Genomic DNA, 13317 nt, shown 5'->3' with positions numbered 1-13317 from the left:
GCACGCCCACGGCAATCACTAGGCTTGCTGCTCATGAGTCACGTTCTCGCCGCGGTCGCCTGGCCCTACGCCAACGGCCCGCGCCACATCGGCCACGTATCCGGATTCGGCGTTCCCTCCGACGTCTTCTCCCGGTACATGCGGATGGCCGGTCACGACGTGCTCATGGTCTCCGGCACCGACGAACACGGCACCCCGATCCAGGTGCAGGCCGACGCCGAGGGGGTCACCCCGCGCGAGCTGGCCGACCGCTACAACCGGGTGATCGCCGAGGACCTGCGGGCGCTGGGCCTGTCGTACGACCTGTTCACCCGCACCACCACGCGCAACCACTACGCGGTGGTGCAGGAGCTGTTCACCGGGCTGCACCGCAACGGCTACATCGTCCCGAAGGTCACCACCGGGGCGATCTCCCCGTCCACCGGCCGGACGCTGCCCGACCGCTACATCGAGGGCACCTGCCCGATCTGCGGCTACGACAGCGCGCGCGGCGACCAGTGCGACAACTGCGGCAACCAGCTCGACCCGATCGACCTGATCGACCCCAAGTCGAAGATCAACGGGGAGACCCCGGAGTTCGTCGAGACCGAGCACTTCTTCCTCGACCTGCCCGCCCTGGCCGACGCGCTGCGGCAGTGGCTGGACACCCGCGACGGCTGGCGCCCGAACGTACTGCGGTTCTCCCGCAACCTGCTCGACGACCTCCAGCCCCGGGCCATCACCCGCGACCTGGAGTGGGGCGTGCCGATCCCGCTCGACGACTGGCGCGACCGCCCGGACAAGCGGATCTACGTCTGGTTCGACGCGGTCATCGGCTACCTGTCCGCGTCCATCGAGTGGGCCCGGCGCACCGGCGACCCGGAGGCCTGGCGCAAGTGGTGGTCGGCGGACGGGGAGGGGAAGGACGCCCGCTCCTACTACTTCATGGGCAAGGACAACATCGTCTTCCACTCGGTGATCTGGCCGGCGCTGCTCGGCGGCTACTCCGGTGAGGGCGCCCGCGACGGCGAACCGGGCGAGCTGGGCCGGCTCAACCTGCCCACCGAGGTCGTCTCCAGCGAGTACCTGACCATGGAGGGACGGAAGTTCTCCTCCTCCCGCAAGGTGGTCATCTACGTCCGGGACTTCCTGGAGCGCTACGACGCCGACGCGCTGCGGTACTTCATCGCGGTGGCCGGCCCGGAGAGCAACGACACCGACTTCACCTGGGCCGAGTTCCTGCGCCGCAACAACGACGAGCTGGTCGCCGGCTGGGGCAACCTGGTCAACCGGTCCGTGTCGATGGCGGCGAAGAACTTCGGCGCGATCCCGCCGGTCGACCCGGCCGGGCTCACCGAGGCCGACCAGGCGCTGCTGGACATCGCGAAGGCCGGCTTCGCCACCGTCGGCGACCTGATCGCCCGGCACCGGCAGAAGCAGGCCATCGGCGAGGCCATGAAGGTCGTCGCCGAGGCCAACAAGTACCTCTCCGAGCAGGCGCCCTGGAAGCTCAAGGGCGAGGACGAGAAGCCCCGCATGGGCACCGTCCTGCACGTCGCGCTCCAGGTGGTCAGCGACGCCAACACGCTGCTCACCCCGTTCCTGCCGCACTCCGCCCAGAAGATCCACGAGCTGCTCGGCGGCACCGGCGTGCACGCGCCGATGCCCGTCATCGAGGAGGTCGACGACCTCGACGGCGGGCCGTCGTACCCGGTGCTGACCGGTGACTACACGGTCGGTGCGCGCTGGGAGTCCGTACCCCTGGAAGTGGGCCGGCCGCTCGCGGCGCCGAAGCCGGTGTTCCGCAAGCTCGACCCGTCCATCGTCGAGGAGGAGCTGGCCCGCCTGGCCGGCTGAACACGCGCGCGAACCGCGGCCCGGGAGATCCCCGGGCCGCGGTCGTGCGCGCCGGTCAGGCGCGGGCCATGCTCGGCTTGCCGATGAACTCCATGATGGCCTTGTTGACCTCGGTGGGATGGGTCCACGGCGTGCCGTGCGGCGCACCCTTCAGCGTGACCAGCTTGGCGTCGGACAGCATGTTCACCAGCCGCTGGCCCGTCACCGGGTACGGCAGCACGTTGTCCTTGTCGCCCTGGATGATCAGCACCGGCACGTTGATGTTCGGCAGGTCACCGCGGAAGTCGGTCTGCCAGGCGTCCACCGAGTCGTGGGTGCCCTTGGCCGACGCCTGCGCGCCGATCTGCCAGTGCGCGTGGTACGCCTCGTCGCTGACCAGCGTCCCCCGGTTTTCGCTGGCGTTGAAGAACGCGTCGCAGAACTGGGTCAGGTAGGCGAACCGGTCCTGGGTGATCGCCTTCTGGAACCCGTCGAACATGCTCTTGTCGACGCCCTCCGGGTCGTCGGGCGCCTTGAGCAGGTACGGCGCCAACGGGGCCATCAGGATCGCCCGGTCCACCCGGTCCGACCCGTACGCGCCCAGATAGCGGGTCACCTCACCGGTGCCCATGGAGTGCCCGACCAGGATCGCGTTCCGCAGGTCCAGTTCGGTCATCAGCACGTCGAGGTCGGCGGAGAACGTGTCGTAGTCGTAGCCCATGGCCGGCTGCGCGGAGTTGCCGAATCCACGCCTGTCGTACGTGATCACCCGGTATCCGGCGTCCAGCAGCGGACCGCTCACCTTCTCCCAGGTCGCCCCGTTGAACGGGAAACCGTGGATCAGCACGATCGGCTGACCGGAACCGTGATCCTCGTAGTACAGGTCGATGGGTGCGGAGTTCTCCGTACCGACGGTGACGAAAGGCATGTCGGGATTCCCCCTCGCGCGGGTTTCTCGGACACCCCACGCCTTCCCGACCTGCCCTCGTCTATTCGTGCCGGGCCGGATAGGGCAGGTCCACCACCCGGTCGTCGGCCAGCTCGGCGCCGGGCGCCCAGACCTCGTACACGCCGCGTTCCAGACACTGCGCGCCGGTCGCGGCCACCCCGTCCGGATCCGGGCGGCGCAGCCGCAACCGCAGCCAGCCGCCCTCCTCCCGCAGCACCAGGCAGGGCACCCCGCGCCAGGCCGCCGTGCGCACCCGCCGGGCCGGCGCGTCCACCGGGTACCGGGCCGCCCGGGTCATCGCCAGCACCCGGAACCCGCCCGGCTGGTCGGCCACCGCCTCGTACTCCGAACCCGCGTACGCGCCGACGAGCCGGGTGGAGCGCGGCGCCTCGCCGGTCGGCACGTACTCCTGGTCGGCGGAGAGACCCGGCACCGCGGCGAGCAGGTGCCGCCACTGCGGGCCGGCCAGGCGCAGCCAGCCCCGCTGCTCCGCCTGGTAGGTGTAGAGGACCACCTCCACCCCGTCGGCCGGGTAGGCGAGCAGGGTGGCGTTCGCCGGCATCGGCAGGTCGGCGAACTCCCGGGTGACGAACTCCGGTACGAGCTGCGCGCTGCTCGGCACGAACCCGGTACCGAGCACCGGCGGCCCGAGCCGGTCCCGGGGCGGCAACGCCATGAGCCCCCGGTGCGCCGGGCCCACGGGCACGTCGTAGTCGGCCGGGTCGGCGGCCCGCCAGCGCACCGCGTACGCCACGTCGCCGCCCTCGGAGTCGCCCCGCAGCACCGCCATCCCGGCCGGTGTCCGCAGGTGCGCGACGTCGTGCTCCCGGTAGCAGAAGCCGTGCGGCAGCACGCCCCGCACGTACCCGGCGAGCTGCCGGGCGGAGAGCACCTTCACCATGCGGGTACCCGGCCGGATCACCGCCGACGCCCGCACGGCGGCGAGCGTCGGATCACCCGCCGCGCCCGGCTGCTGGCTGAGCCGGTGTACGTACTCCCAGCCCCGGTCGCGGTGCACCGGCATCAGCAGCGGCGCGTCCGTCTCGTCGGCCGGACCGTCGGCGCCGTGCACCGCGTCCACCTCGGTCGCGTGCACGAACCGGCGCCACGGATAGCCGCCCCCGGGCCGGGGACACCACTCGAACCCGGGCGCCTCGTCGGCGCTGAACAACTCGTACGCCGCGCCCCGGGCGATCTCCTCCGCCGGATGCACCCGGCCGCCGTACGTCACGCGCAACCCGGCCCGGTCGGAGGCGGGCCCGCCGGCCTGGTCGGTGACGGTCACTCCAGGACGCTAAGCCCGCCAGATGTGAGGCACGTGAACAGCCGGTGGCGGTCCGGGAACGCCGCCCCGGGCGGGTGTGTGATGCTGGCCGCGATGACCGAGCAGACCGAGACCCGCAAGCAGCGCGCCGCCCGCCGGGCCGGGGAGTTCCCGCCCGCCCCCGAGCCGCTGCCCGTACCCGTGCCGGACAGCCACACCCACCTCGACATCACCGTCGGCGAGTTCGGCACGCCTCCCGGCAGCACCACCGGCGACGACCCGGTGGCCGCCGCGATCGACGTCGCCGCCCGGGCCGGCGTGGACCGGCTCGTCCAGGTCGGGGTGGACGTCGACTCGTCCCGGTGGAGCGCCGACGTCGCCGACCGGTACGCCCCGGTGCTCGCCACCGTCGCGCTGCACCCGAACGAGGCGCCCCGGCTGGCCGACCTGGACGAGGCACTGCGCGAGATCGAGACGCTCGCCGGCCGGGACCGGGTCCGGGGCGTCGGCGAGACCGGGATGGACTTCTTCCGTACCGGCGAGGAGGGGCGGGCTGCGCAGGAGGAGAGCTTCCGGGCGCACATCGCCATCGCCAAGCGGCACGGCAAGGCGCTCGTCATCCACGACCGGGACGCGCACGCCGACGTGCTGCGCATCGTCGACGACGAGGGCGCCCCGGAAACCGTGGTCATGCACTGCTTCTCCGGCGACGCCGACTTCGCCCGCGAGTGCGTCCGGCGCGGCTTCCTGCTCAGCTTCGCCGGCACCGTCACGTTCGGCAGCGCCGCCGCGCTGCGCGAGGCCGCAGCCGTCACCCCGCCGGAGCAGATGCTCGTGGAGACTGACGCGCCCTACCTGACCCCGATGCCGTACCGGGGACGGCCCAACGCGTCGTACCTGATCCCGCTCACGGTCCGTTTCCTCGCCGAGACCACCGGCACCGACGTGGACGCACTCTGCGCCGCCCTCTCCACGAACGGTGAGCAAGCGTTCGGCCCGTGGCGTTGAGCGCGTTCGGTCCGCGGCGTTAAGAAGGGCCCCGCCATATCGCGAGGCGTTAAGAAGGGGCCCTTCCTTCCCCGCGGGCGGGGGCGCTTACGCTACGGGGCGTGACCGGACTCCTCGGCCCGGCGGAGATCCGGGAACTCGCCGCGCGCCTCGGCGTCACGCCGACCAAGAAACTCGGCCAGAACTTCGTGCACGACCCCAACACCGTGCGCCGGATCGTCACCACCGCCGGGCTGACCCCCGACGACGTGGCGCTGGAGGTCGGCCCCGGGCTCGGCTCGCTCACGCTCGCCCTGCTCCCGGTCGCCGCGCACGTGCACGCTGTGGAACTCGACCCGGCGCTCGCCGCCGCGCTGCCGGAGACCGCCGCCCGCTTCGCCGGGACGGCCGCCGAGCGGCTCACCGTCCATCCGGCCGACGCGCTGCGGGTCACCGCCGACGACCTGGCCGGCCCGGCGCCCACAGCGCTGGTGGCGAACCTGCCCTACAACGTCGCCGTGCCGGTCGTGCTGCACCTGCTCGCCGAGCTGCCCACGCTGCGCCACGGCCTGGTGATGGTGCAGAAGGAGGTCGCCGACCGGCTCGTCGCCGGTCCCGGCTCCAAGGTGTACGGCATCCCGTCGGTCAAACTCGCCTGGTACGCCCGCTCCCGCGCCGCCGGCAAGGTCCCGCCGAACGTGTTCTGGCCGGTGCCGAACGTCGACTCCGGCCTGGTCGCGTTCACCCGGCGCGAGCCGCCCCGGCCGGACGTACCCCGGAAGGCCGTCTTCGCCGTCGTCGACGCCGCGTTCGCCCAGCGCCGCAAGACGCTGCGCGCCGCCCTGGCCGGCTGGGCCGGTGGCGCGGACCGGGCCGCCGCCGCTCTCACCGCCGCCGGCGTGGACCCGTCCGCGCGGGGCGAATCGCTCACCGTCGAGCAGTTCGCCGCCATCGCCGCGTCGGCCCCGGACGCCCCCGGCGGCGAGCAGTAGGCTGGCGCCGTTGCCCGACCCCTCGCCGAGGAGCTGACAGTGCCGAAGCCGTTCGACATCCGCCCACGTCCGGTGGAGTCCACCCGGTGACCGAGGCATGGCGACCGGGGGACGAGGACGGGCAGCGGCGCGGGGCCAGCGGCCCGGTCAAGGTGCGGGTGCCCGCCAAGGTCAACCTGCATCTCGGGGTCGGACCGCTGCGGCGTGACGGCTACCACGAGCTGAACACCGTCTACCACGCGATCTCGATCTACGACGAGCTGACCGCCCGTCGCGGCGACACGCTCACCCTCACCATGGAGGGCGAGGGCGCCGGCGAGCTGGCGCTGGACGACACCAACCTGGCGCTGCGCGCCGCGCACGCGCTGGCCGGTTACGCGGGCGTCGCCCCGCACGCCCGGCTGCACCTGCGCAAGCAGATCCCGCTCGCCGGCGGGCTGGCCGGTGGCAGCGCCGACGCCGCCGCCGCGCTCGTCGCCTGCGACACGCTCTGGGGCACCGGGCTGTCCCGCGACGAACTCGCCGGCATCGCCGCCGACCTCGGCTCGGACGTCCCGTTCCTCATCCACGGCGGCACCGCGCTCGGCACCGGCCGCGGCGAGGCGGTCAGCCCGGTGCTGGCCCGCCCCACCTCCTGGCACTGGGTGGTGGCGATCGCCGACGCCGGCCTGTCCACCCCGGCCGCGTACCGGGAACTGGACCGGCTGCGTGACGCCGGAGCCGCCGGCACGCCGCTGGGCAGCACCGACGCGCTGCTCGCCGCGCTGCGCCAGCGCGACCCGCGGGTGCTCGCCGCCACGCTCGGCAACGACCTCCAGGACGCCGCGCTGACCATGCGCTCCTCGCTGGCCGAGACGCTCAAGGCCGGCGAGGCCGCGGGGGCGCTCGCCGGCATCGTCTCCGGCTCCGGACCCACCTGCGTCTTCCTCGCCACCGGCGAGGCCGACGCCGTCCGGATCGCCGCCGAGATCACCGCCGCCGGGGTGTGCCGGGAGGCCCGCGTCGCGCACGGTCCGGTCGCCGGCGCCCGCGTGGTCTGACGCCCCGTACCCTTGACTCAGGCGTCCCGGGCCCCCGGGACGCCTGAGTCGTGAAGGGTGGGTCAGTGGCCAACATCGTCAACCTGGACCGGGTGTCCAAGGGGTACGGCGCCGCGGGGCCGCTGCTCACCGACGTCTCGCTCGGCCTCGACGACGCCGACCGGGTCGGTGTGGTCGGCCTCAACGGCGCCGGCAAGTCGACGCTGCTGCGCCTGCTCACCCGCACCGAGGAACCCGACGACGGCCGCGTCACCCACCGCCGCGACCTGCGGGTGGCCTGGCTGCCGCAGCGCCTGGACCTCGCCCCCGAACTGACCGTGCGGGACGTGGTGCTCGGCACCGCCTGGCTCGGCGAGAGCATGGGCGCCGAGCACGAGTGGGCCGGCGACGCGGGCGTGCGCGCCATCCTCGACGGCCTCGGCATGCCCCACCTCGGCCTGGACACGCCGGTCGGCCCGATGTCCGGCGGGGAACGCCGCCGCGTCGCACTCGCCGCGCTGCTGGTCCGCGACGCCGACCTGCTCGTCCTCGACGAGCCCACCAACCACCTCGACGTCGGCGGCGTCGACTGGCTGGCCCGGCACCTCGTCACCCGCAAGGGCGCGCTCGTCGTGGTCACCCACGACCGCTGGTTCCTCGACGCCGTCTGCACCACCACCTGGGAGGTTGCCGACCAGACCGTCCGGGCGTACGAGGGCGGCTTCGCCGCATGGACGCTGGCCCGCGTCGAGCGGCAACGCGTCGCCGCCGCCACCGAGGCCCGCCGCCAGAATCTGCTCCGCAAGGAGATCGCCTGGCTGCGCCGGGGCGCCCCCGCACGCACCTCGAAGCCCAAGTTCCGCATCGACGCGGCGAACGCACTCATCGCCGACGTGCCGGAACCCCGCGACACCATGTCGCTGCAGCGGCTCGCCACCGCCCGGCTCGGCAAGCAGGTGTACGACCTCGAACACGTCCGGCTGCACGCCGGCCCGAAGGAGATCCTGCACGACACCACCTGGCAGGTCGGGCCCGGCGACCGGGTCGCGATCCTCGGCCGCAACGGCGCCGGCAAGACCACCCTGCTGCGGATGCTCGCCGGGGTGACCGGCCCCGACGGCGGGCGCTTCGCCGCCGGGCAGACCGTCCGGCCCGCGTTCCTGTCCCAGGAACTCGCCGAACTCCCCGGCCACCTGCGCGTGCTGGAAGCCGTCGAGGAGGTGGCCCGGCGTGTGCAGTTCGGCGACCGGGAGATCAGCGCCGCCCAGCTCGCCGAGATCTTCGGCTTCGACGACAAGCGGCTCTGGACCCCGGTGAGCGACCTGTCCGGCGGCGAGCGCCGCCGCCTCCAGATGCTGCGGCTGCTTGCCGGGGAGCCGAACGTGCTCCTGCTCGACGAGCCCACCAACGACCTGGACACCGACACGCTCGCCGCGCTGGAGGACCTGCTCGACTCGTGGCCCGGCAGCATCGTGGTGGCCAGCCACGACCGCTACCTGATCGAGCGGGTCACCGACGTCGCGTACGGCATGTTCGGCGACGGCCGGCTGGTGCACCTGCCCGGCGGCGTCGACGAGTACCTCGCGCGCGCCGCCGCGGCCGGCGGCCCGGCACCCGCCGACCTCACCCCGGCCACGGCGGCGTCGGCGCGCGAGGGCATGTCAGCGGCCGAGGTACGCGTCGCGAAGAAGGAACTCAACCGGCTGGAACGGCAGATCGCCAAGCTCGAACAGAAGGAGGCGGGCCTGCACGAGCAGCTCGCCGCGAACGCCACCGACTACGCCCGGGTCGCCGAGCTGGACGCCCAGCTCAAGGAGGTACGGGCCGAGCGGGACCGCACCGAGGAGACCTGGCTGTCCCTCGCCGAGGAGCTGCCGGGCGGCTGACCTGCCGCCGGGGTGGGGGGTGTGCGGCGTCACTGACCGGCGTACGGGACAATCACCGGTGGAACCCTCGTCCGAACGGTCTTTTGGAGACGCAGAGATGGCCCACACCCCCGTCAACCACCCCGCGCGGCCGATCTACCGGGCGATCGGCGGGCTCGTTGGTCTGTACTTCGTCGTCTTCGGCGGCCTCGGCATCATCGCCAGCGCCGGCAACGACTTCCTCGCCCAGGACGACACCAAGGTCCTCGGCCAGGGCACCAACATGGCGTTCTCGCTGCTGTCGGTGCTGGTCGGCGTCGTGATCCTGGTCGGCACCGCGATCGGCCGCAACCTCGACGTGGCGATCAACCAGTGGCTGGCCTACACGCTGATGGTGATCGGCCTGGCCGCGCTGGCGTTCCTGCAGACCGACGCCAACATCTTCAACTTCTCGATCATGACCGACGTCGTGGTCCTGACCCTGGCGCTGGTGCTCCTGATGGTCGGCATGTACGGCAAGGTCGGCTCCGACGACGAGCACGAGGCCTGGCAGAAGGCCCGCCTGGTGCTCTGATCCCGTCTCTCACCGAAGGCCCGGCGCGCTGCGCCGGGCCTTCGGTGTTTTCCGGACGCGACCGGACAACGCAGGTGACAATTGCCCCGAATCAGTCACACGGCTGGAGGGCATCATGGCGCACTTCCCGGTGAACCACCCCGCGCGGCCGCTCTACCGGGTGCTGTCCGGGCTCATCGGCCTCTACATCCTGGTCTTCGGCGTCTTCGGCGTCTTCCAGACCTGGGGCGAAGGACTGTTCGGCCGGGACAGCGACTGGGCGCTCGGCCTGCGTACCAACCTGGCCTTCTCGCTGGTCTCCGTGGTCTTCGGCGCGGTCCTGCTGATCGGGGCGTCCCGCCGCGACAACCTCGGCCACTACATGAACCTCACCGCCGGCGTGGTCTTCCTGGTCACCGGCATCCTGATGATGTCGGTGCTCCAGACCCCGGCGAACTTCCTGAACTTCTCGATGTCGACAGTCATCGTGTCGCTGCTGTTCGGGCTGGTCCTGCTCGCCACCGGCCTCTACGACAAGGTCGGCACCGCCGAGCACGCCGAGGAGGAGCGGCAGCGCCGCTACCACCCCATCGGTGAGCGCTGAAGCGGCTGTTGCGCTGAAGCGGCTGTTGCGCTGACGCGGCTGTTGCGCTGACGCGGCGTCAGCCCCGGGGGATCGGCCCGGGTTTCGACTCCAGGTGCGACAACCCGTTCCAGGCCAGGTTCACCAGGTGCGCCGCCACCGTCTCCTTGCGCGGCTTGCGCACCTCCAGCCACCAGCGGCCGGTCAGCGCCACCATGCCCACCAGCGCCTGGGAGTAGAGCTCCGCCAGCTTCGGGTCGTACCCCCGGATGGAGAACTCGCCCGCCAGGATGTGCTCCACCTGGTGCGCCACGTCGTTCATCACGCTGCTGAAGTTGCCCGTCGCCGACATCAGCGGCGACTCCCGGACCAGCACCCGGAACCCGCTGGTCTCCTCCTCGATGTAGGTCAGCAGCGTCAGCGCGGCCTGCTCCAGCAGCTCCCGCGGGTTGCCCGCGGTCAGCGCCGTGGTGATCCGGTCAAGCAGCGCGCGGACCTCCCGGTCCACCACCACCGCGTAGAGCCCCTCCTTGCCGCCGAAGTGCTCGTAGACCACCGGCTTGGAGACCTTGGCACGCGCCGCCACCTCCTCGATCGAGGTCGCGTCGAAGCCGCGCTCGGCGAAGATCTGCCGGGCGATCGAGATCAACTGCTCGCGCCGCTGCGTCGCGGACATCCGCACCCGGGAGGGCTTCGCCGCCGGCACGGGCCGCCGACGGGTGCGGTCGCTGCCGGATACGTCGGTCACCCGTCCATCCTGCCAGGCGCGACGCTCTTGGTCAGACCGGCCACTGTCGTACGTACGTCCTAATCTGCGCCGGTGGCCGTCGATGATGAGTCCGGTAGTCGTCCGCCCTCTTACCGGGGGTGGAAGCCGGAGCTGCATGCGCGGGCGCTGGCTCTGCGGCGAGCCGGCTCGCCGGTGGGGGAGATCGCGAGGGTGCTCGACGTCTCGAAGTCCACGGCATACCTGTGGACCCGGCATGTGCCGCTGGATCCGGAGCTGGTGCGCCGGCGCCGGCGGGTCGCCCAGCAGGCGCGTGCCGACGCGCAGTGGAGCGCGCACCGGGCGGCGCGGGACGCGGCCCGGGCCGAGGCGGTGGCCGCGTCGGCGGACTGGGTGCGGCGCCTCGACCGGCGCGAGTTGTTGCTGATCGGCGCGGCGATCTACTGGTGTGAGGGTGGTAAGGCGAAGCCCTGGCGTCCGAACGACTGCCGGATCAAATTCGTCAACAGCGATCCGTTGCTGGTGATGCTCTTCCTTCGCTTCCTGAACGCCGTCGAGGTGCCGATCGAGGACCGGAGGTTCCGGGTGAGCATCCACGAGACGGCGGACGACGCGGCTGCGGTGCGGTGGTGGGCGGCTCGGGTAGGCGTGCCGGCGGAGAGCTTCCAGCCCACCACGATCAAGAGGCACCGGCCGCTGACCAGGCGCAAGAATGTCGGAGCTGACTACCACGGCTGCCTGACCGTGCACGTCGTGGGTGGAACCCGTCTCTATTGGAGGATCGAAGGGATCATGAAAGGAATGAGCAATGAAGATCCACCTCGTGACCGGTAAGGTGTAGGCAGCCGACGGGCGTAATACTATTTGCCCGTTTTCGACCATCCCGGGTCGTCTAATGGCAGGACGTCAGGTTTTGGTCCTGATTATAGGGGTTCGAATCCTCTCCCGGGAGCTTCTGCTGTTTGCCCTCCGTCGCGTGGTTAGCATGACCGCGAGACTGTCGCCGTCCCGACGGGAGCCACGTCGTGTCCCAGCCCCACCTCCGCACCGTTGTCGTGCTCGCCGCCGGTGAGGGCAAGCGGATGAAGTCGTCCCTGCCCAAGGTGCTGCACCCGCTGCTCGGCCGTACCCTGCTCGGTCACGTCCTGGCCGCAGCCGGTCCGCTGGGCGCGGACCGCTCGGTGGTCGTGGTCGGCCACGGCGCCGACCAGGTCCGGGAGCACCTGACCGAGGTCGCCCCGGGTGCCACGCCGGTGCTCCAGGAGCGCCAGCTCGGCACCGGGCACGCGGTCCGCATCGCGCTGGACGCGGTGCCGGACGCGACCGGCACCGTCGTGGTGATCAACGGGGACGTGCCGCTGCTGCGGCCGGAGACGGTCCAGGCGCTCGTCGAGGCGCACGAGGAGGCCGCCGCGGCGGCGACAGTGCTGGCCGCCGAGGTGCCGGACCCGACCGGTCTGGGCCGGATCGTGCGGGACGTGCAGGGGCACCTGGAGCAGATCGTCGAGGAGCGCGACGCCACCCCCCAGCAGCGCGCGCTGCGGGAGATCAACGCGGGCATCTACGCGTTCGACGCGGCTCGCCTGCGGGAGGCGCTGGGCAAGCTCTCCACGGACAACGACCAGGGCGAGGAGTACCTGACCGACGTCTTCGCGCTGCTGCGCGACGCCGGTGAGCCGGTGGCCGTGCACTGCGCCGCCGACCACGTGGAGACGCTCGGCTGCAACGACCGGGTCGAGCTGGCCGCGCTGCGCCGCCTGCTGCGCGACCGGATCAACGAGGGCTGGATGCGTACCGGGGTCAGCATCCTCGACCCGCACACCACCTGGATCGACGTGACCGTGACCGTCGAGCGGGACGCGGTGATCGACCAGAACACGCAGCTCCAGGGCGCGACAGTGGTCGGCGAGGGCGCGCTCGTCGGCCCGGACACCACGCTCGTGGACACGGTTGTGGGCGCGGGCGCGAGCATCGTGCGCAGCCACGCGCTCGGCGCCGAGGTGGGCCCGCAGGCGAGCGTCGGCCCGTACGCGTACCTGCGGCCGGAGTCGCGGCTGGGCCGCAAGGCGAAGGTCGGCACATTCGTGGAGACCAAGAAGGCGTCGATCGGTGACGGGTCGAAGGTGCCGCACCTGTCGTACGTGGGCGACGCGACGATCGGCGACCACAGCAACATCGGCGCGGCCACCGTCTTCGTCAACTACGACGGGGTACGCAAGCACCACACCACCATCGGCAGTCACGCCCGTACCGGAGCGGACAACATGTTCGTGGCGCCGGTGCGGGTGGGCGACGGCGCGTACACCGCTGCGGGTTCGGTGATCACCGGAGACGTGCCGCCGGGCGCGATGGCGGTGGCGCGTGGTCAGCAGCGCAACGTGGAGGGCTGGGTACTGCGCAAGCGGGCCGGTACTGACGCCGCGGAGGCGGCGCGGCGGGCCGGTGAGGGTGCGCCGGACACGGGCGGCGCCGCAAGCGAAGGTGACTGAATCCACGGGGATCGGCGGGCCGTGGGTGGATCGCTGAACCGGGGGCATACTGCAACCGAACAGTCCCCGGCCCC

At 72.1% G+C, this 13317-nt stretch carries 11 protein-coding genes, 1 tRNA gene and 1 pseudogene; 10 read left to right on the top strand and 3 right to left on the bottom strand.

The features are described from left to right. Positions 1–33 precede the first annotated feature (33 nt). Positions 34–1836: a methionine--tRNA ligase gene (gene metG, locus BFV98_RS15685; RefSeq protein ID WP_071098894.1), complete on the top strand. Its 1803-nt coding sequence runs from the start codon at positions 34–36 to the stop codon at positions 1834–1836. A 55-nt stretch (positions 1837–1891) separates the two neighbouring features. Here the strand turns inward: metG and BFV98_RS15680 are convergent, their stop codons facing one another. Next, entirely contained in the window at positions 1892–2743 is an 852-nt protein-coding gene (locus BFV98_RS15680; RefSeq protein WP_071096872.1) for an alpha/beta fold hydrolase, read from the bottom strand. Positions 2744–2804: 61 nt separating this feature from the next. Then, positions 2805–4049 carry a hypothetical protein gene (locus tag BFV98_RS15675; protein ID WP_071096871.1) on the bottom strand — a complete coding sequence of 415 codons (1245 nt, stop codon included), beginning with the start codon at positions 4047–4049 and terminating at the stop codon, positions 2805–2807. Between the two features lie 81 nt (positions 4050–4130). Here BFV98_RS15675 and BFV98_RS15670 point away from each other — a divergent pair, with 81 nt between their 5' ends. From BFV98_RS15670 to BFV98_RS15645, 6 genes are all read left to right on the top strand, one after another. Next, complete coding sequence (locus BFV98_RS15670; protein WP_071098892.1) at positions 4131–5036, top strand: TatD family hydrolase; 906 nt, start codon at positions 4131–4133, stop codon at positions 5034–5036. A gap of 101 nt (positions 5037–5137) precedes the next feature. Next, positions 5138–6007: a 16S rRNA (adenine(1518)-N(6)/adenine(1519)-N(6))-dimethyltransferase RsmA gene (rsmA, locus tag BFV98_RS15665; protein ID WP_013283947.1), complete on the top strand. Its 870-nt coding sequence runs from the start codon at positions 5138–5140 to the stop codon at positions 6005–6007. Between the two features lie 86 nt (positions 6008–6093). After that, the gene (locus tag BFV98_RS15660) at positions 6094–7047 is read left to right on the top strand and encodes a 4-(cytidine 5'-diphospho)-2-C-methyl-D-erythritol kinase (protein WP_071096869.1); all 954 of its coding nucleotides are present in this window, start codon (positions 6094–6096) and stop codon (positions 7045–7047) included. Positions 7048–7112: 65 nt separating this feature from the next. Further along, a complete protein-coding gene (locus BFV98_RS15655; RefSeq protein ID WP_071096867.1) occupies positions 7113–8912 on the top strand; it encodes an ABC-F family ATP-binding cassette domain-containing protein in 1800 nt (599 codons plus the stop codon). 97 nt (positions 8913–9009) lie between these two features. Continuing rightward, complete coding sequence (locus BFV98_RS15650) at positions 9010–9465, top strand: DUF4383 domain-containing protein (RefSeq protein ID WP_013283950.1); 456 nt, start codon at positions 9010–9012, stop codon at positions 9463–9465. A gap of 115 nt (positions 9466–9580) precedes the next feature. Beyond that, positions 9581–10048, top strand: coding sequence for a DUF4383 domain-containing protein (locus tag BFV98_RS15645; protein ID WP_013283951.1), 468 nt, complete (start codon positions 9581–9583; stop codon positions 10046–10048). A gap of 58 nt (positions 10049–10106) precedes the next feature. Here the strand turns inward: BFV98_RS15645 and BFV98_RS15640 are convergent, their stop codons facing one another. After that, positions 10107–10775 carry a TetR family transcriptional regulator gene (locus tag BFV98_RS15640; RefSeq protein WP_013283952.1) on the bottom strand — a complete coding sequence of 223 codons (669 nt, stop codon included), beginning with the start codon at positions 10773–10775 and terminating at the stop codon, positions 10107–10109. 72 nt (positions 10776–10847) lie between these two features. Between BFV98_RS15640 and BFV98_RS32275 the strand changes: the two genes are divergently transcribed. From BFV98_RS32275 to glmU, 3 genes and pseudogenes are all read left to right on the top strand, one after another. Continuing rightward, positions 10848–11588, top strand: coding sequence for a helix-turn-helix domain-containing protein (locus BFV98_RS32275; protein WP_071096865.1), 741 nt, complete (start codon positions 10848–10850; stop codon positions 11586–11588). Positions 11589–11635: 47 nt separating this feature from the next. Beyond that, positions 11636–11706: transfer RNA gene (locus BFV98_RS15630), tRNA-Gln, on the top strand. 73 nt (positions 11707–11779) lie between these two features. Next, positions 11780–13303: pseudogene (gene glmU, locus BFV98_RS15625) on the top strand (bifunctional UDP-N-acetylglucosamine diphosphorylase/glucosamine-1-phosphate N-acetyltransferase GlmU); the annotation flags it as partial. Between the last annotated feature and the right edge of the window lie 14 nt (positions 13304–13317).

It is taken from the genome of Micromonospora sp. WMMB235, assembly GCF_001855515.1.
Classification (GTDB): Bacteria; Actinomycetota; Actinomycetes; order Mycobacteriales; family Micromonosporaceae; genus Micromonospora; species Micromonospora aurantiaca.
Note: the sequence above shows the minus strand (reverse complement) of the source record. Positions and strands in the feature narration are given on the sequence as shown.

Coding starts and splice junctions, on each gene's coding strand:
- metG (WP_071098894.1), top strand. CDS start 34: ATGAGTCACGTTCTCGCCGCGGTCGCCTGGCCCTACGCCAACGGCCCG.
- BFV98_RS15680 (WP_071096872.1), bottom strand. CDS start 2,743: ATGCCTTTCGTCACCGTCGGTACGGAGAACTCCGCACCCATCGACCTG.
- BFV98_RS15670 (WP_071098892.1), top strand. CDS start 4,131: ATGCTGGCCGCGATGACCGAGCAGACCGAGACCCGCAAGCAGCGCGCC.
- BFV98_RS15650 (WP_013283950.1), top strand. CDS start 9,010: ATGGCCCACACCCCCGTCAACCACCCCGCGCGGCCGATCTACCGGGCG.
- BFV98_RS15645 (WP_013283951.1), top strand. CDS start 9,581: ATGGCGCACTTCCCGGTGAACCACCCCGCGCGGCCGCTCTACCGGGTG.